The 18,569-nt window shown below is 49.1% G+C and carries 12 protein-coding genes; 6 read left to right on the top strand and 6 right to left on the bottom strand.

The annotated features are described in order from the left end of the window. Positions 1 to 8: 8 nt before the first annotated feature. The 4 genes from I2I11_RS19475 (at position 9) to I2I11_RS19460 (ending at position 7,261) form a co-directional block, all read left to right on the top strand. Positions 9 to 1,796: a RagB/SusD family nutrient uptake outer membrane protein gene (locus I2I11_RS19475; protein WP_196269426.1), complete on the top strand. Its 1,788-nt coding sequence runs from the start codon at positions 9 to 11 to the stop codon at positions 1,794 to 1,796. A gap of 377 nt (positions 1,797 to 2,173) precedes the next feature. Further along, positions 2,174 to 5,281 carry a PVC-type heme-binding CxxCH protein gene (locus I2I11_RS19470; protein WP_196269425.1) on the top strand — a complete coding sequence of 1,036 codons (3,108 nt, stop codon included), beginning with the start codon at positions 2,174 to 2,176 and terminating at the stop codon, positions 5,279 to 5,281. Between the two features lie 57 nt (positions 5,282 to 5,338). Further along, complete coding sequence (locus I2I11_RS19465; protein ID WP_196269424.1) at positions 5,339 to 6,223, top strand: hydroxypyruvate isomerase family protein; 885 nt, start codon at positions 5,339 to 5,341, stop codon at positions 6,221 to 6,223. Between the two features lie 117 nt (positions 6,224 to 6,340). Next, the gene (locus I2I11_RS19460) at positions 6,341 to 7,261 is read left to right on the top strand and encodes a hydroxypyruvate isomerase family protein (RefSeq protein ID WP_196269423.1); all 921 of its coding nucleotides are present in this window, start codon (positions 6,341 to 6,343) and stop codon (positions 7,259 to 7,261) included. A gap of 181 nt (positions 7,262 to 7,442) precedes the next feature. Here the strand turns inward: I2I11_RS19460 and I2I11_RS19455 are convergent, their stop codons facing one another. The 6 genes from I2I11_RS19455 to I2I11_RS19430 all read right to left on the bottom strand — a co-directional run bounded on the left by I2I11_RS19455 (position 7,443) and on the right by I2I11_RS19430 (position 15,538). Continuing rightward, positions 7,443 to 8,444: an FAD:protein FMN transferase gene (locus I2I11_RS19455; RefSeq protein ID WP_196269422.1), complete on the bottom strand. Its 1,002-nt coding sequence runs from the start codon at positions 8,442 to 8,444 to the stop codon at positions 7,443 to 7,445. Between the two features lie 241 nt (positions 8,445 to 8,685). Further along, the gene (locus I2I11_RS19450; RefSeq protein WP_196269421.1) at positions 8,686 to 10,020 is read right to left on the bottom strand and encodes a Gfo/Idh/MocA family protein; all 1,335 of its coding nucleotides are present in this window, start codon (positions 10,018 to 10,020) and stop codon (positions 8,686 to 8,688) included. Between the two features lie 254 nt (positions 10,021 to 10,274). Further along, positions 10,275 to 11,276 carry a formylglycine-generating enzyme family protein gene (locus I2I11_RS19445; protein WP_196269420.1) on the bottom strand — a complete coding sequence of 334 codons (1,002 nt, stop codon included), beginning with the start codon at positions 11,274 to 11,276 and terminating at the stop codon, positions 10,275 to 10,277. Between the two features lie 102 nt (positions 11,277 to 11,378). Next, positions 11,379 to 12,230 carry a 3-keto-disaccharide hydrolase gene (locus I2I11_RS19440; protein WP_196269419.1) on the bottom strand — a complete coding sequence of 284 codons (852 nt, stop codon included), beginning with the start codon at positions 12,228 to 12,230 and terminating at the stop codon, positions 11,379 to 11,381. A gap of 170 nt (positions 12,231 to 12,400) precedes the next feature. Further along, entirely contained in the window at positions 12,401 to 15,070 is a 2,670-nt protein-coding gene (locus I2I11_RS19435) for a DUF7133 domain-containing protein (protein WP_196269418.1), read from the bottom strand. A gap of 180 nt (positions 15,071 to 15,250) precedes the next feature. After that, positions 15,251 to 15,538: an acylphosphatase gene (locus tag I2I11_RS19430; RefSeq protein ID WP_196269417.1), complete on the bottom strand. Its 288-nt coding sequence runs from the start codon at positions 15,536 to 15,538 to the stop codon at positions 15,251 to 15,253. 410 nt (positions 15,539 to 15,948) lie between these two features. Here I2I11_RS19430 and sdaAA point away from each other — a divergent pair, with 410 nt between their 5' ends. After that, positions 15,949 to 16,854, top strand: a complete 906-nt coding sequence (gene sdaAA / locus I2I11_RS19425; RefSeq protein WP_196269416.1) for an L-serine ammonia-lyase, iron-sulfur-dependent, subunit alpha — start codon at positions 15,949 to 15,951, stop codon at positions 16,852 to 16,854. A gap of 428 nt (positions 16,855 to 17,282) precedes the next feature. Then, complete coding sequence (locus I2I11_RS19420) at positions 17,283 to 18,458, top strand: DUF4407 domain-containing protein (RefSeq protein ID WP_196269415.1); 1,176 nt, start codon at positions 17,283 to 17,285, stop codon at positions 18,456 to 18,458. Positions 18,459 to 18,569 lie beyond the last annotated feature (111 nt).

Genomic DNA, 18,569 nt, shown 5'->3' with positions numbered 1-18,569 from the left:
TAGCAGTCATGAAAAAAAGAATATATCCCATCCTTTTAGCTTTAGCGCTGGCAGGTACAACCTCCTGTGATACAGGTATATTGGAACAGACACCTCTAGGTGACTACTCTGATGCAGCTGTCTGGCAGGACCCGGCCCTGGTAGAAACTTTTGTGAATAATATCTACTTAGGTATACCAAGCCCTTTCCATACCATTATGTTGGCTAACCTGGTAGACGAGGCCCAGTTTAATGCAGACTGGGAAACCGGAAACGTAACAAAAAGCCAGATAACCCCTAGCTATTTAGGTGTTTTTGATGATGGCTTCTGGGTTTCGCATGAGCGGTACATGACGTGGAACAGTTCCTATAAAAATATCAGGGCATGTAACCTGTTCCTGGAGAAGATAGAAGCAGTTCCTTTCGACAACCAGGTTGATAAGGACAGGCTGACAGGTGAAGTCCTGTTTCTGAGAGCTTACTTTTATCATGGGTTAGCATCATTTTATGGCGGTGTGCCGCTTATTACTGATACCTATACGCTCACCGATGACTTTACAGCGCCCAGAAATACATATGAAGAGGTAATCGCTTTTGTTTCGGAGGAATGTGATAAAGCAGCTGCTCTGTTACCTGAATCGGGCGATAAAGCCCGTGCCACAAAGGGAGCTGCTCTGGCGCTGAAGTCGCGGGTATTGTTGTACGCCGCCAGCGATTTGCATAACAGCAATGCATCCTGGGCAGGAGGGTACAGCAACCCCGAACTGGTTGGCTACACAAGCGGAGACCAGCAGGCCCGGTGGCAGGCTGCAAAAGATGCCGCCAAAGCCGTCATGGATTTGGGCCTGTACAGTCTGTTCGGCGAGGCAAACCCTACCAGTGCGGAAGCGGCAACCGCGAATTATGCCAATATCTTCCTCAACAACGGTAATTCAGAAGATATTTTCCTGCAGTTTAACGATAACCTGCGCAACGGAAATTGGGATGCTCCGAATCCTGGCTTGTTTACCGGCCCTAATGGCTGGCACAACTGGGGCGAGAGTTCTCCTATAGGCCAGTTGGTAGATAGGTATGAAATGAGCGATGGAACGGCGTTTAGCTGGGACAACCCGGCACAAAAGGCCAATCCATATGAGAACCGCGACCCCCGTTTTTATGCCAGTATATTGTATGAAGGCGCACTCTGGCGTCCGAGGCCGGCAGATGTGCAGGCTGCTGATCCGATTGGAATTGTGCAGGTAGGCACCTATACAAAGCCGGATGGCACCGTTGTGCCGGGGCTAGATACCAGAAAAGGCCCAATTGAGGATTGGAATGGTTCGTATACCGGCTACTATCTGCGCAAGTTTATTGATCCCACCATAGACCATCAGTATAATAAGCAGACATTACCTTTCCGCAGATTCAGATATGCTGAGATTCTGCTGAACTATGCTGAAGCATGTATTGAACTTGGTCAGGAAGATGAAGCCAAAACGTATATCAATCAGGTAAGGGCCCGATCCGGAATGCCGCCTGTGACCGAAAGCGGGCAGGCTTTGGTAGAGCGTTATAGAAACGAGCGCAGCATTGAACTGGCTTATGAAGAACAGCGCTTCTTCGATGTACGCCGCTGGATGATAGCCGACAAGGCTTACCAGGATGCCAAGGGTGTGAGCGTGACCGGCACCATGACTGCTGACGGAGCAATTTCGAACCGAAAGTACGCGCCTATCGTGATTCAGGACAGAGAGTGGAATCCAAGATTTTACTTCCTGCCGATTGAGATAGACGAGATGAATAGGAATGAGTTATTGATCCAGAACCCGCTATATTGATCTAAGTATAAAAAGAAACACAAGGGAGCCGTTTTAAAAGATAGCTCCTTTGTGTTTTTACAATACCCGAAATCAAACTTAAGTATACTTTAAGAGAAGACCTCTTCTGCTGCATAACACTTTCTATATTCTTATTAATCTTTTTGCTTGTATTTAAGCAGATAAATACTAATATTTATAGGTGTAAGTATAACACTAAAACCTGTATTGCAGGGTTTTGAAAGATCCTTATACTTCTGATGTAAAAGCAGAAATACAAAACATACCATAGGTGGCCATACTTGCCGATACAGAAAACTGCCCCTGCAGAAAACAGCACTAAACGGGTGAAGCTAAGCGCGGCTAAAACAACATATTGAACTATAACCATTATCTCCATGAAAAGGAATATACTTTCAGTGGCTTTTCTGATGAGTATGCTGACATTGTCGTCGTGTAACGACACGAAACAGACTGCCGCAAAAGAGCCTGTACAGTCTAAGGAAGAGCGTGATGAACTATACAGTAAGCTGACGGAAGCAGAAAAAAGGCTGCCGGAGAACGCTGTCCTTGGCCTTGAAGCTGCCGAGGGATTGCAGGTAAAGCTTTTTGCCTCTGAACCCATGATGGGCAACCCCACCAACATCGATGTTGACGCAAAGGGGCGGGTGTGGGTCTGCGAAGCTTATAATTACCGGCCGGAGCTTAACCCAACAAACCCACAGCGGGCAGAAGGAGACCGCATCCTGATCCTGGAAGACCTTAATGCTGACGGGCGCGCCGATACAGCCAAAGTGTTTTACCAGGGCACAGACATTAATGCTGCACTTGGTGTAGCTGTGCTGGGAAACAAGGTGATTGTATCCAGCAGTCCAAACGTGTTTATGTTTACTGACACCAATGGAGATGATGTAGCGGATAAGAAAGAGGTGCTTTATTCAGGCCTCGGCGGGGTGCAGCACGATCATGCCATTCACTCATTCACCTTCGGCCCTGACGGCAAGCTATACTTCAACTTCGGTAACGAAGGGAAACAGATTATGGACAGTGAAGGAAAGCCCATTGTCGACAAAGATGGCAAGGTGGTGAACAACAGTGGAAACCCTTACCGCCAGGGGATGGTTTTCCGGGTGAATCCGGACGGCACGGAGTTCGAGGTGCTGGCCCACAACTTCCGCAACAACTATGAGGCCGCCGTGGATTCCTATGGTACGCTGTGGCAGTCCGACAACGACGACGATGGCAACCAGGGTGTGCGCATCAACTATGTAATGGAATTCGGCAATTACGGCTATACCGATGAAATGACCGGGGCCGGCTGGCGCTCTCGCCGCACCAACATGGAGAAGGAGATACCGCTGCAGCACTGGCACCAGAATGACCCTGGTTCTATTCCGAACCTGTTGCAGACGGGAGCAGGCTCGCCTACAGGTATGGTGATATACGAAGGAGATCTGCTTCCGGAAGTATACCGTAACCAGATGATTCATACCGATGCGGGCCCGAATGTAGTAAGAGCGTATCCGGTAACAAAAAACGGAGCCGGGTATAAAGCCGAAATCGTGCCGTTGGTTGAGGGGGTACGCGATCAGTGGTTCCGCCCTTCTGATCTGAGTGTGGCTCCGGACGGTTCTATCTTTGTAGCAGACTGGTACGATCCGGGCGTTGGTGGCCATCAGATGGCAGACATGGACAGGGGACGTGTCTACAGGATAGCCCCTCCCGGAACTCCCTATAAAATACCGGAACTGGATCTTTCCTCGCCGGAGGGCGCAGTTGAGGGCCTGCAAAATCCTAACCTGGCTACGCGCTATCTGGCCTGGACCAAGCTGCATCAATGGGGCGCAAAGGCCGAGCCTGCACTGCAGCAACTATGGAAATCAGACAATGACAGAATGCGGGCAAGAGCGCTGTGGCTGCTGGCGAAGATTGACGGCAAAAGCGATACTTATATACAGCAGGCGCTACAGGACGAAAATCCGGATATCCGTATTACGGGACTTCGTATTGCCCGCCAGGAAGCAGACAACATTATTCCTTATGTGAAGCAACTGGTAAACGATAAAAGCCCGCAGGTGCGCCGCGAGGTGGCCATTGCCCTGCACCATAACAAATCACCGGAGGCGCCGGCACTCTGGGCGCAGCTGGCGAAACAGTATGATGGCAAAGACCGCTGGTATCTGGAGGCCCTGGGTATCGGGGCTGATGAGCAGTGGGACAAGTTCTTTGCTGCCTATCAGAAGGAGATGGGTAACCAGTTGACAGATAAAGCCAGCCAGGACATCATCTGGCGATCCAGAACGGGTCTTGCCCTGCCTTACCTGGCCAAAAACATCACGGATGCGGGTACTTCGTCGGCTGACCGGGCGAAGTATTTCAGAGCTTTTGATTTCATAGATGATCCTGCCAAAGAAAAAACATTGTTAGCCCTGCTGGACGATCAGGGGCCGCATAAGGCGGAGGTGTCTAAGATAGCGCTGAACCATATTGATCCGGCAAGTCTCGCTAAATCACCGAAGGCGAAGGCGGTGCTGGAGCGAACGCTGGCAGAGTTAAAGGGAAAACAGGAATTTGTAGATCTTGTCAGCCGTTATAAACTCCGCAATCAGAACCAGGCGCTGCTTCAGTTGGCACTTGCCTATCCGGATAGCAGCCTGGGCGTAGAGTCAACGCGGCTGTTGCTGAGCTCAGGTGGTTCAGATCTGCTGAAAAAAACTATTAACAGTAAGGATGAAGACGATGTGTCAGCGGTGCTAAAGGCACTAAGCCACGTGGGCAGCAACGAATCCATGGATTTGATACAGTCCATTGTCATGGACAAGTCCGGCGACATGGCTGTGCGGAAGGTAGCTGTGAAGGCGCTGGGCACCGGTTGGAGTGGCGAGGAGCGGCTGATGAATGTGGTAAGAGATGGTAAGCTTCCAAAAGAGCTGGAGCCGGCAGCATCGGTAACGCTGGCGGGAGCCATGCGCACAGGCATACGCGACGAAGCGCTGAAATACCTGAAGTCGGCTAGTACAACAAATGGTAAGCCCCTGCCGCCGATTAGTGAGCTGGCCATGCGCACGGGCTCTGTAGTAGAAGGCAAAAAGGTTTTCCTGCAAACCTGTACTGTTTGCCACCAGGTTGGGAAAGAGGGCGCCAATTTTGGTCCGGCACTTACCCAGATCGGAAGCAAGCTGACCAAAGATGCGCTATACGTATCCATACTTCATCCGGATGCGGGTATCAGTTTTGGTTACGAAGGGTATCAAATTAAACTGAAGGATGGCAGCGAAGTAGCAGGCATTATCGCCAGCGAAACAGAAGACGAAATAGAATTGGTTAGCCCGGGCGGAATGAAGAACCGCTACGAAAAATCGAAGATTGCTTCCAAAACGCAGATGGAGCACTCTATCATGCCTGCTAACCTGCAGCAGGGCATGTCGGAGCAGCAACTTGTTGACTTGGTAGAGTACCTGTATTCCCTTAAAAAGCCTGCAACGAAAACTGTAGCCAGCAAATAAGCCAGTGCCGGACTCCTGGAGTAAGGCATGTTGCTAATAACTCAAAAATGAAATAAAATGAGAAACCAATATACCCGGCGCACTGCGCTTAAAAACCTGGCAGGAGGCGCAGCCGTGCTCGCTTCAGCTATGATGTTGCCCGAACCCCTAAGGGCCGCTGAATTGAAAGAAACAAAGCTCAAAGGCAGGATAAATCATTCAGTTTGTAAGTGGTGCTACAACGATATTCCACTGGAGGATCTGTGCAAAGCAGGTAAGCAAATGGGCCTGTCTTCCATAGAACTGCTGGGGCCAGACGACTGGCCCACGCTGAAAAAGTATGACCTGACCTGCGCCATGGCCTGGGGAGCAGAGAAAAGCCTGACGGAAGGCTTTAATGAACCGAAGTATCATGACGAGCTGGTGGCCAGCTACGAAGCCATGATTCCGAAAGTAGCCAAAGCCGGGCTGAACAACCTGATTTGCTTTTCGGGAAACCGCAACGGCATGAGCGATGAGCAGGGGATGGAGAACTGCGCCAAAGGGTTGAAACGCCTGATGAAGACGGCCGAGAAGCATAAAGTCACCCTTTCGATGGAGTTGCTCAACAGCAAAGTTAACCACAAAGACTACATGTGTGATCATACCAACTGGGGTGTGGAACTGGCGAAAATGGTAGGGTCAGACAGGTTCAAGCTGCTCTACGATATCTACCACATGCAGATAATGGAAGGGGACGTAATTCGCACCATCCAGGAGAATCATCCTTATATATCGCATTATCATACGGGCGGCGTACCAGGCCGGAACGAGATAGACAATACGCAGGAGCTGTATTACCCGGCTATCATGCAGGCAATAATAGATACAGGCTATAAGGGCTATGTGGCGCAGGAATTTATTCCAAAATCAAAGAGCCCGCTTGTTTCGCTGAAGGAAAGTATCATAATCTGCGATGTATAAGATTAACAGGCATTAACCAGAGCGCAAAATCATCAGCCGGAAAAATCGAATGTAAACGAAAGCTGCTGTTTTAACAGACATACATGATAAAGCGGCAGCGTCATTAACCCTTATATAATGCAACGAAGCGAGTTTTTAAAGAGCAGCCTGTTGGCCGGAGTAGCCCTTGCAAGCGGTGCTGCTGCCATGGCGGAAAGTGCACCTGCCGAAAAGAAAGCAGGTAAAACCTTTAACCTGAACTATGCCCCGCACGATGGGATGTTTTCGAACCTTGGTGGTAAAGATTTTACGGATCAGATCCGGTTTATGCACGACCAGGGCTTCCGTGCCATAGAAGACAATGGCATGATGGGGCGCCCGGTAAGTGAACAGGAAAAGATAAGCAAAGAACTTAACCGGCTGGGCATGACCATGGGGGTATTTGTGCTCGATAAAGGTGGTAACGGCCAAAATTCGCTGGCAGCCGGCAAACCGGAGTACATCGACATCTTTCTTAACGGATGCAAGCGCGCTGTAGATGTAGCCAAACGTGTAAATGCCAAATGGACAACAGTGGTGCCGGGAGACTTTGAACGGAACCTGCCGATTGGTATACAGACCGGCCATGTAGTGGAAGCTTTACGCCGGGGAGCGGAGATCCTGGAGCCGCATGGTATCGTGATGGTGCTGGAACCGCTTAGCGATACGCCTAACCTTTTCCTGCGTACCTCCGACCAGACTTACGAAATCTGCAAAGCAGTAAACAGCCCCTCCTGCAAGCTGCTCTACGACCTTTACCATATGCAAAAGAACGAGGGCAACCTAATCGTGAACATGGACAGAACCTGGGATGAAATTGCCTATATACAGATAGGTGATAACCCCGGCCGCAAAGAACCTTCAACGGGAGAAATCAACTTCAATAATGTATTCAAGCACATCTACGAAAAAGGGTACAAAGGCGTAATGGGGATGGAACACGGAAAATCAAAAGAAGGGAAAGAAGGAGAACTGGCGCTGATAAAAGCATACAGAGAAGCCGACAGATTTTTAAGTTAAGCAGTAATTTATATTATAGTCTGTCCTCCTGAAAGGATTTTGTGTATTGCGTCCTTATCACACATAAAATCTTTTTGGGAGGACAACATTTAGGGAAGACAGTTAAACTTTATTTATAAACAACGTTGTAACCTGCTGCAGTTTTCCAGTAGATTGTAACGTTGTTTATATTCTTATACCTCTATTCCATCAGCTTATAAAACCTCGTGGTGGCGGTATCGGCTACGGTGCCATCCGGCCTGTGGTAAATAAAGTATGCCTCCATGTTCTTTTGCCCATTTACAAACTGCAAGGCTTTGTCCAGCCCCATGCCCATTAGTGCGTTGTCGTAGCCATCGGCTGTAAGGGCATTTTTGGCCCAAACGGTAACACTTATCAGCTCGTTCTGCACGGGGAAGCCGGTTTTGGGATCAATTAAGTGGGAGATTGTTTTGTTGCCGCTCTGGTAAAACTTTCTGTAATTGCCGGAGGCCGTTATGGCTCCGTTCTCCAGCCGGATAACTTTCTGGATAGGGAAAACACCTTGTGTTTGATCGTCAGGGCCTTCAATGCCGATGGACATTAACGCGCCGCCCGGCTGCTTGCGCCCCTTTACCCGTATTTCGCCACCCACCTCTATCAGGTAATTTCTGATACCTTGTTTTTCAAGGTAATTCGCCAGTACATCTACCGTGTAACCCTGGGCAATTCCGTTTACATCTATCCGTATACAAGGAGCTGATTTCCGGAGCTGGTTGCGGAGAAGGGTTACTTTGCCCGGGCCAACACATTTTAGCAGTAATAGTATAGAAGCTGAATCCGGCGGCGCAGCGACAGGTTTTGTTCCGAAGCCCCAGGCTTGCACGAGCGGCTGTACGGTAATGTCAAAAGCTCCTCCCGTTTTTCGGGAAACCTCCAGCGACTTTTTCACTACACTCTTTAAGTGTTCATCTGCCTGTAACCCTGAAGCAGACTGGTTAAACCGGCTAATCAAGGAATAAGGTTTGTAGATGGAGAGTGAACTATCTATCTCACTCAGGAGATGCTCGATTTGCGCTTTGGATATAACATTATCTTCAGCATAGTAGGTTACCTGGTAGCTCGTGCCCTGGGTAAATCCGTAAATATGAAATGGCTTTAGCGCTGGCTTGCTGAACGAAGATAGGAGCAAAAAGGCAAGGCAGAACAGCAATACACAGCGCATAAGTATAAATTAATGTGCTAATTATCAGGGATCTGTATGGCTTATACTTTGTGAGTATGAAATATAATATTGCCTGCCATCTTATACTTTCCTGCATGTGTTTTGCAAAAAACAAGAGCAGGCGAGCTAGCCTCAGCAAAGTATGGAGAATAAAAAGGAATTGCCCCTACTCCACCTGACCTCTGCGCTTGTTGCAGGTATAGGCAGTCTGAGAGACAATTCCTTTTCTATAGTTGATTTGCTAGCCTATCACCTTTGTCTTGCCCGGAATAGCAACAGGATAGAATCCATCTGCGTTCGGCAACACTTTTGGCTTGGCATCCCAGGCAAAAGTTTCAGGCATTAAGCTGATATTAGAGTTGAGCGCTTCATCCCACTTTACCTGGTGCCCGGAATAGGTAGCATAGCGCCCCAGGAGCGAAGTCATGGTACTCTTAGCGCCGCGTTCTGCATCGGCAAACTTAAATTGTCCGGCGCTTATGGCCGCAAAAAGTTCGTCATGCTCGGTCTGGTAAGGGTTCGGATCACCTTTTCCGGCATGATCATAAATTACATTTCCTTTATAATCCGTTAACCTTGCGATGTTATCAGCAGAAAGGTATACGCGGCCTTTTGTTCCCTGGAAACTTTCATCTACGCGGTTGTCTGTTCCTTCAAAGTGGCGGCACTGGCTCTGCAGCACGGTACCGTCTTTGTAGACAAACTCCACTGTATGGTTATCATATATTTCGCCGTATTCTTTGCCCGTACGCAGGAAGCGGCTTCCGGTGCCTTGGGCCGATACCGGGTAATCGTTCTTTATCCAATTGGCCACATCGATGTTATGGATGTGTTGCTCGGTGATATGGTCGCCGCAAAGCCAGTTAAAGTAATACCAGTTGCGCATCTGGTATTCCATCTCCGTTTGTTCTGGTTTGCGCGGGCGTACCCACACGCCACCGCTGTTCCAGTAAACCTGGCCTGAGGCAATATCGCCGAGGGCGCCATCCTGGATGCGCTTGATTGCTTCGCGGTAGTTATTCTGGTAACGGCGCTGCAAACCTACTACCACGTTTAGTTTCTTTCGTTTTGCTTCTTCGGCAGTCGCCAGTACTTTGCGGATGCCGGGCGAGTCGGTGGCTACCGGCTTTTCCATGAAAACATGCTTGTTCTGCTTAATGGCTTCTTCGAAATGAATAGGCCGGAAGCCGGGAGGTGTGGCAAGCAGCACAACATCAGCTTCGGCTATGGCTTTTTTATAAGCATCAAACCCAACAAACTTCTTATCTTCCGGAACATCTACTTTCCCTTTTCCAAACTTATCAAACAGTGGCTTATAGCTGTCATCCAGGCGATCACGGAAGGCATCTGCCATAGCAACCAGTTTTATATTTTGTTTGGTTTGCAAAGCCTGGAAAGCGGCTCCGGTACCTCTGCCCCCGCATCCTACCAATGCAATTTTTATGGTGTCGCTGCCTGCTGCGTATGCACCTGCCAGGGGAACCGAACTTAGCAGTGCACCTCCTGCCAGCAGGGCTGAGGCTTTCAGAAACTCGCGCCGCTGGGTTAAGTCAAAAATTTTGTCATTCTTCTCCATTCTGTGTGTCGTTAAAGTAAGTAAAGGGACAAAGGTATTGAGGCATAAGATACAAGATTTATTTATGACAACCTACTGAACACTATATGTTTATGCCTGATTTATGATTTCAATGTATATAATTGATGTTTTTCCGACACTTATTAAACTCAAGGTAAATTATTTGCCTAACAAGCCGACAAGTTTTGCCAGACAAGATGAGTATAGCAGGTAATAAAGCTAAAGCCTACGGGTTTCCCAAGAGGCTATACTTCTCAATAGTCCGGGATAGGCTGGCGGTTATAGTATGCGTCGATCTCTGCTGCGGAAGGTGGATTCAGCGGACGAACAATCCGGAAACCAATAAAAGGTGCCTCCGGAAACCACCAGTTGCTTTTAGGTATCTGCGGATCTATTCGCTTCCAGTTGGGATCGGAGGCCTCACGGTTGGCTGAGCGAAGTGCCGGGGCTTCATCGTTATATGCGCCTCCTCTGATGGCGTGGGGATATAGCTTTTCGGGTACGGCAACAGGATTAACAGCTACTTTCCCTTTAAACTGCTCGTAAAAATCAGGGATATACTGGTCGATTGTCCATTCGGCTACGTTGCCGTGCATGTCGTAAAGGCCCCAGGCATTTGGCTTTTTAGTACCTGCCGGATGGGTTTTTTCGTTGCTGTTGGCCTTAAACCAGGCATAGGCATCAAGTTCTGAAGGGGCGTCGCCGAAAGAATAGGCTGTTGTTGTTCCGGCACGGCAGGCATACTCCCATTCGGCTTCTGTCGGGAGCCTGTAAAAGACGCCGGTTCTGGCGTACAGCCATTTACAAAACTGGATAGCAGCATATTGCGTCATGCCTACAGCCGGATGGCCTTCTTTCCCCATACCGAAAGTCATGTCGAGGTAAGGCTTGGTAGGGCGCGCCACAGCATCTACTTCGGGGCTAATGGCCCCGGTACTCTGGGTTGCCTCATAATCCCTGTATAAAAAAGGCTCAAACAAATCCCAGGTTATTTCATACTTGCTCATCCAGAACGGGCTGAGCTTTACCGTATGCTGGGGGCCTTCGTCCTGGTTCCTTCCCTGCTCATCGGCCGGGCTGCCCATTTTAAATTCACCTCCAGGTATAGCTACCATATCAAATTTCAGATTCATACCTGAAATGTCCTGTGTGTAGGGTTTGGCGGTACTTTTTTGGGAGTGCGCCGGGCCGGGTATAAGCGCGAAACAGGTGAGCCCAATCAAAAATGCTTTAAAGTATATTTTAGGAGTGTTCATTTCTAAATAAATAAAAGCTTGTCTGGCACGGTTGTGCTGAGGTATAAGTTGTTACCGGGGCGGGTGGATTTACAAAGTATAAAGCTCGTAGCAGCTTTATACTTAATGTGCTTTCTGTTTCTGCAGATCCTGCAACACTTTTTTCAGTTTCTGCGGATCATCCATATACTTTTCGAGGTTAAAAAGCTCTACTTTTCTAAATTCCACGGGGTGGCTTTCGCTTTGCAGGGCAATGTATCCTTCCTTCAAAGGCTGGCCATCCTTTTTTACCGCCGGATCATAGTTGCTCACGTTGCCGCCACCAATCTGAGGCTTTTTATAAACCAGCACCGTGTCTCCTTCTACTATATGTTTGATAATGGAATCGCCCAGAACCAGCGCCTCTACGCGTACCCATTGATCACCGTGGTAGGTTTTGGAGCTGGAATCAATGCAGTGGGGCGTGAAAAGCGTATCCTGCAGCACCACGTTGGTGCCGGGCGTGCACAGGTTGGCGGTGCTGCGCGGATCCTGGCCGTTGCCTCCCAGCAGTTGTTCCTCCAGTGAAATCGGGAAGTCCTGATCCAGGCCCATCGTGGCGGCCGGCTGGGAATGCAGCATAGCGCCGCTGTTGCGGAAAGCCCAACCGGGGCCGCCGGTTGCCTGTTCGCCCGTAAAGCGGTATTCCATGACCAGCAGGTAAGCCGAAAATTTCTGCTTGTTGAAAAGATGGCCGTATTGCTCATCAAAGTTTTTATACTTATCGTAGCTTACTTTTAAGTTACCGTCTTCTACCCGGAAAGTATTTCCGAAATTTTCGTTCAGGGGGTGGCCCTTGATTTTTACATCCCAGTTGTTCAGGTCCTTTCCGTTGAAGAGTTTTACCCATCCATCATCCTGTGATTCCTTTTTCTGTGTGGCGCAGGATAAGCACGCACCAAGCAGGCAGATACTAAACAAGGCGGTTATTTTCATTTATTATCCGGTAAGTTCCGGGTCTTTGTATTTGCGAAAAACGATAAAGTTAAATCAATTAGCCGTGATAGGATTGAAGCTATCTGCTGAATGGTTTTTCCGGCTGCTTTGTGTCATACCTGTTGTATAGCTGCCATTTATTTAAATGGCAGCTATACAACAGGTATGACTTATTTTTTCTGTTGTGAAAGGAAAGTAATAAGAGATGCAAACTCCTCGTAGGACAAGGCATTGGCAAGCCCTGTCGGCATCATGGATGTTTCCAGTTCCTTACGCTTCAGAATGTCTCCGGTATCAATTGTGAAAATCTCACCGGAGGTATTCCGCATAACGAGTTTGTCCGCAGATTCCTGTGTAACAAAGCCGGTATAGCTCTTACCTCCTTTTGTGGTAACCTGCACCGTAGCAAAACCCTGCGAGATGGAAGCATTTGGCTTGAGAATGGACTCTGCAATCTGCTCCCGGTTCATGATAGACCCGATCTGACCCATGAAAGGGCCCTTCATCGTTTCGCCTTCCTTTATGCTGTGGCAGGCAATACAACCCTGGCGGGTAAACAGGGCTTTACCCTTTACAGGATCTCCGTCCAGTTTAGCCATTGCCAGCATCACATCTTCAATAGAGGACTTGCCAATCTGGCCCTTCTGGTTTCTGATTTTATCCAGGTCAACATTAACTTCTTCTTTCGCTACAACGGGTTTCTCTTCTCCCCCAAACTCGGTAATGCCCATGCGGTGTCTGCCGTTCAGATCAGCGAAGAACTGCTTTTCTGACTTGTCTGCCTTAGCCCATTCCGCCTTCAGGAACTTTTCTATTTTAGGAGAAGACTCCCAGGTAATTCCGTTGTAATAAGGGCCATGCGAATCCGGCCGCGTGCTCCACCACGTGGAACCATCATATGGAGCCTCTTTTTTGTAGAGGCGCGATAAGGTGGTAAGGATTTCTTTTTGCAGTTCCTCGTCATTGGTCTGCTTGTAAGCGGCGATCAATCCGTTAACTGCTTTCGGATCGTGCATGTAGCGCAGGGCCCAAAGCGCAATGGTGGAGTTATCTGTGCCGATAGCATTTACGCATGCATCTACAGCATTTAGTTTCACCAGAGCCTGCACTGCAAGGTGTGCCGGAATAATGGCTGCGTTGGGAGTGGCATGAGGTCCTTCCGTTCCTTTGGCCGGCGCGGCAAAGGAATCAGGAACTTTTACCTGTAGCAAGGCCGGGGCAGCTTCTATACGGCCGAGGCGTCCTAAGCCAATAATGGCCGCTGCCTGCACCCGTTCAGAGGAGCTTTTGAGACCATCGAAAAAGGGCTTGATGGGAACATTTTCGAGACGCTTTTTTCTGTCGCTGAGGGCGCGTAAAGCAAATTCCTTCATGTTACTATCCTGCGTCAGCTTTACTAAGTTGCTGGTGCCACTTTCGCCTGCTGCCTGCGCATACGTATACATGCCGGCTACCCGCGCATAAAGCGGCAGGCTTTTGTCGGCGGCAACTTCCCACGCTGCCTTTGTCGCCTCATCGGTCGGGCGTGTAATAAGTTCCTGCTGGGCATACAAACGGGCTACGGAGCTACCTGATTTCAGCAAGTTTGCCAATTCTTCAACAGATGCTTTTTCAAGATCGGGGAAGGGCTTATACTTCCAGTCTTCCGGCACCACCCGTACCACAAATCCTTTGTCAGGATTACCGGAATAACCCGCGCCATCCCAGGCAGAAAGGTATAACCTTCCAGACCCGTCAACATCCAAATCCGTAATCTGGGGTAATTTTATAAATGCTTCTTCCTTTTGCTTAAAGCTTGCAGCATCCGGCGTAACCCGGTGAATATAAAGCTGGCTTCTTCCCCAGTCTGCCATCATCGGAACCTTATTGTATTTTTTTGGCCAGGTAGGCTCATCCATAAATAAGGCGCCGGTACCGGAGCCGCCTCCAAGGTCTACCAGCGCAGGAATAATTTCGTCTGTAAAGTTCTGGAAGAGAACAGGGTAGCCGTATTCACCGGATTGGATCTGATGGCTGAAGCGAATGTTCCAGCCGCCGCCGTCGTTGGTGTTTCCGCGTGTGAAAATGTTCATATACGGGTCAATTGCCACATCATAGATGTTACGCATACCGTGGGTATAAACCTCCATCTCTGTGCCATCCGGCCGTACCCGGACAATTCCGCCGCCGAGCATGGTAAGTTTCTTTCCTGATCTGTCCACCGCATTATGGAATCCAAAGTCGCCAACAGCAATGTATATCCAGCCATCAATGCCCATCCGGATACCATTGGTAGCGTGGTCGGTACCCCGTTCCTGCAGGAATTTAGGGGAGCTTATGTTCTGAATGAGCGGTTTGGAGGGCCCATCTGCAACACCGTCATGATCTGTATCTTCAAAAACAACCAGATCCATGCCGGTCGCTTTCCCGGTTTTTTCAGAGAAAGTAGTGTGCAGGACAAAGAGCTGATCGCCAAGCACTATAATGCCGCGCGGATTATCGACCATTGCAAAGGTGGTATGCTCGTCTGCTTTGCCGTCGTTGTTAGTATCAACAAGTTTAATGATACTTCCTTTCCCCGGATCTTTGCCCAGTGAACCAATCATGTCAACGCCCGCAAAGACTTCTCCGGTTGGCGCTACAGCAAGGCAGGCAGGACTGGGTGTTAGATCAGGTCCTGCAAATTCGGTGATCTTTAAATCATTGGGTACAACGATGGCATTTGCCGTATCGGCAGCAGCATTCGTGCTATCTGCATTCTGAACGTCGTTGGTGGCTTGCGCTTCAGAGCGATCCTGTTTTTGATTACAGCCCAACAGGATAGAGAGGGATAAGAACAGACTTAAGGAGACTTTCGGCATACTTTATATTTTAAAATTTAGCTTGTTTGCGCGTCGGATAATATTGTCCGAACTAAACTTAGTGTATTATTACAAATTTTGCAATAAAAAATTGTTTCTGATCTCGCTGATACAATGTTTTATGTAATACAAAACTGAATTTATGACTTTATGGCAGCCTGTTCTGAAAAAAAGATGCCCTCACCGCCGCTGCTCAAACTTGCTGAATCCTGCCAACTCCCGCCTTTCCTCAACTGCTACTTTTTCCACTCGTGCCCGCCTTGGGCCCTGGTGTACCCATTGCTCCAGTTTATTCAAGGCTTCGGCGGTTCCTTCGGCTTCCAGGTAAACAGTGCCATCAGGCTCGTTCTGTACAAAACCGGTCAGGCCTAGTTCTTCGGCTTTTTCCTGGGTGCTAGCTCTGAAAAATACGCCTTGTACTTTGCCATGCACGCGTATGGCAATGTGTTTGGTGCTGCTGTTTTTCATGCTGTAAAAGTATAGTTAAAGTATAAATCAGGTTAAGTATACGATACAGGTTGCCAGGTATAAAATAGTTTAGCGACAAACGGCTTATACTATAAAGCTACGCCATTATGTATAAGTGATTGCCTTTAAAAAGAACGCACGGGCCGCTTGTAAGTTAGGCGAAAGTATAAGCAGTTAAGTCGGCTCACGCAGAACGAATAACACGCGATATTTTGTTTAGAAGGAGGGGAAAGGAACAACAGAAAAAACGGCAGGTGCAGGAACCTGAAAGCTCCTTGTCAGGCTGCGGGAAGTCTTACATCTTTATCCTGTGCTTTTCGTCTACTTCAGGTATAGCTGATTCCTTCAAATTGATTTATCTTTAACACACCTTGCGGCACAGATGCGAAGCGGGTTTACAAAGTATAAGTATGTCGTTATTATTCAATGATTTTAAAAGCTGGGAAAAGCACTGCGCCGAAACCGGCGAGTTGCTGTACCAGCCGGTGCTGGCATACGAGATAGAGCAGAAAGATCGCACCGAAGAATTTATCTGGGAGAATATTGCCCGCGCTTACGACGTGATGAAGGATGCCGTACACACCGGCCTGACCGAAGACATGCGCTCCCGCTCGAGCATGGTGAACAATGGCGCCAAAAAAGTTGCCAGCTCGCCGGTTACAGTGCTATCGCCGGAGTTTAAGATGCTGGTGTCGCGGGCGCTTGGGGCCAAAGAGGTAAACTCGTGCATGGGCCGTGTGGTGGCTGCGCCAACGGCGGGCGCCTCTGGTATTCTGCCCGGCACACTCACCACCCTGCAGGAACTGCACGGCCTGTCAGATCGAAGTATACACGAAGGCTTGCTGGTAGCAGCCGGTATTGCGCTCATTATTGAGCAGAATGCGTCGCTGGCTGGTGCTGTGGGCGGTTGCCAGGCCGAAACAGGCAGCGCGGCGGCCATGGCAGCAGGTGCCATCGTATATTGTCTGGGAGGTTCGGTAGATGAGGTTTTTACGGCCGTAGCCATTACCATTCAATGTATGCTGGGGCTGGTGTGCGACCCGGTAGCCGGACTGGTAGAGGTGCCCTGCATTGTGCGCAACGCCAGCGCGGCAGCTATTGCTTTTTCCTCGGCACAACTGGCCATAGCCGGCGTAAACGCGGTTATACCTGTAGACCAGTGCGTGGCAGCGCTGGGCGAGGTAGGCGAAAGCATGGAGCGCAAGTATAAAGAAACAGCCGAAGGCGGACTGGCCAACACGCCCAGAGCCCGCGAGATAGAGAATTTTGTACTGGTGCAGGACGTAGAGATACTGCCTGATGAAGAGGGAAGTTAATTCTGAGCTCCGAGTTGAATTGAAGTATAAAAATGTTTCTCTGGCGCAAGTTTCAGACTTACGCTTTTTATGATATGAAGTATCCGGCTTCACTGAGGCCGAAGGACTCAAAACAGCCGGTACAAGCGAGGGCGCTTACGCTCTTTATATTTAGGATGACAGCGAGGCTCTGCTTTCATTCGTTTTGCAGCTTTCATCGTCTCGGGCAGGCTAATTCGTGCTATGGCATCTTTGCTTTCGAAATGCTGAATGAATCTGCAGAAAGCTTTGAACTAAATCCGCGGCTGCGGCTGTTGCCGTTTTTTAGGGTAGCCTGTTGGCTTTTAGTAATTTATGCCTGCTAAAGCGTATATATTCAGCATTTTTTACGTTACTTAGTTTAACGCTTTCTCTGTAGCGCCATATCCGTTTAGTTTTATAAAACATACATGAAGAATTTCTTTTGGTGGTGCGCGGGCGCCGACGACACCATCCTCGAAAAATGCTCTAAGTCTGAGCACATCAAATATGCCGGTATAGGGGCTACTGTGCTGTTTACGGGGCTCCTGGCCGCTATCTCAGGAGGGTATGCCCTTTATACTGTATTCGACTCCGCCTTTCAGGCGATTGTTTTCGGCTTGTTCTGGGGAGCCGTTATCTTTAACCTCGACAGGTTTATTGTTTCCACGCTGCGTAAAGAGGGCAAGTTCTGGAAAGAGCTGCTGCTGGTAACGCCGCGTATTCTGCTGGCGCTGGTGCTGGCTGTGGTCATCTCCAAGCCGCTGGAGCTAAAGATTTTTGACAAGGAAATCCAGGCCATTCTGAAAGAAAAGCAGGCAGAGCTCGCTATTCAGCATAAGGCTTTGGTAGGCAAGCAGTTCGCCGAAGTAGACTCCATTAAAACAGAGATTGCCGGCATACAGGCAGGTGTAGCCGCCAAGTTGCAGGAACGTAACGAACTATACGATGCCCTGGCTGCTGAGGCTGATGGCACCGGCGGTACGGGTAAGATTGGCAAAGGTCCTATCTTTGAGGAGAAAAAACGGCAGTACGACAAAGTAGACGAAGAATTGAAACTGCTGCAGGCCGGCGCGCAGGATCAGATAAAGTTGCGGGAGCAGCGCATTGCGGATTTAATGAAACAGTATGATGCAACCGTGGCAAAAGGACAGGAAAGCTTTACGCATTACGACGGCCTGATGGCGCGCGTAAATGCGCTTGACAAACTGCCGTGGCTCCCCGTGTTTTTTATTACGCTGCTGTTCATTTGCCTCGAAACTGCGCCTATTTTTACCAAGCTTATCTCCAGTAAAGGCCCCTATGATGATATTCTGAAAGGCGTAGAGCACGAGCGCACCACCCAGGAAATGCAGCGTGTGGGCGAACGCCAGAAGCAATATGATACCCGCCAGATGGTGGGCGATGCCAAATTCGCGGCACGCACCGAGTATGAAGTGGATGCCAAGCGCGAGGAAGAGCGGGTTAAATCGGATGCCCACCTGGAAGTAGTGCGCCAGTCGGCTGCCGTCTGGAAAGAGCGCAAACTGGCTGATATCCACCGTAGCCCTAACACAGCCGCCGACATTCTGAACGACAACGAGGAAAACGGCTATTACAAGTGGTAATGTAGCTTTAGCAGAAGTATAAATTTTAATTAATAAACCTGACATCAGGCACCCGCGGCGTGCGCAGCTCCCGCGAATGCCTGATGTCAGGTTTATACTTTTTAACGGGGA

This window comes from Pontibacter rufus, assembly GCF_015694705.1.
GTDB lineage: Bacteria > Bacteroidota > Bacteroidia > Cytophagales > Hymenobacteraceae > Pontibacter > Pontibacter rufus.
This window is presented reverse-complemented; position numbering and strand designations above follow the sequence as displayed.

Coding starts and splice junctions, on each gene's coding strand:
- sdaAA (WP_196269416.1), top strand. CDS start 15,949: ATGTCGTTATTATTCAATGATTTTAAAAGCTGGGAAAAGCACTGCGCC.
- I2I11_RS19475 (WP_196269426.1), top strand. CDS start 9: ATGAAAAAAAGAATATATCCCATCCTTTTAGCTTTAGCGCTGGCAGGT.
- I2I11_RS19455 (WP_196269422.1), bottom strand. CDS start 8,444: ATGCGCTGTGTATTGCTGTTCTGCCTTGCCTTTTTGCTCCTATCTTCG.
- I2I11_RS19420 (WP_196269415.1), top strand. CDS start 17,283: ATGAAGAATTTCTTTTGGTGGTGCGCGGGCGCCGACGACACCATCCTC.
- I2I11_RS19440 (WP_196269419.1), bottom strand. CDS start 12,230: ATGAAAATAACCGCCTTGTTTAGTATCTGCCTGCTTGGTGCGTGCTTA.
- I2I11_RS19450 (WP_196269421.1), bottom strand. CDS start 10,020: ATGGAGAAGAATGACAAAATTTTTGACTTAACCCAGCGGCGCGAGTTT.
- I2I11_RS19470 (WP_196269425.1), top strand. CDS start 2,174: ATGAAAAGGAATATACTTTCAGTGGCTTTTCTGATGAGTATGCTGACA.
- I2I11_RS19465 (WP_196269424.1), top strand. CDS start 5,339: ATGAGAAACCAATATACCCGGCGCACTGCGCTTAAAAACCTGGCAGGA.
- I2I11_RS19435 (WP_196269418.1), bottom strand. CDS start 15,070: ATGCCGAAAGTCTCCTTAAGTCTGTTCTTATCCCTCTCTATCCTGTTG.
- I2I11_RS19445 (WP_196269420.1), bottom strand. CDS start 11,276: ATGAACACTCCTAAAATATACTTTAAAGCATTTTTGATTGGGCTCACC.
- I2I11_RS19460 (WP_196269423.1), top strand. CDS start 6,341: ATGCAACGAAGCGAGTTTTTAAAGAGCAGCCTGTTGGCCGGAGTAGCC.
- I2I11_RS19430 (WP_196269417.1), bottom strand. CDS start 15,538: ATGAAAAACAGCAGCACCAAACACATTGCCATACGCGTGCATGGCAAA.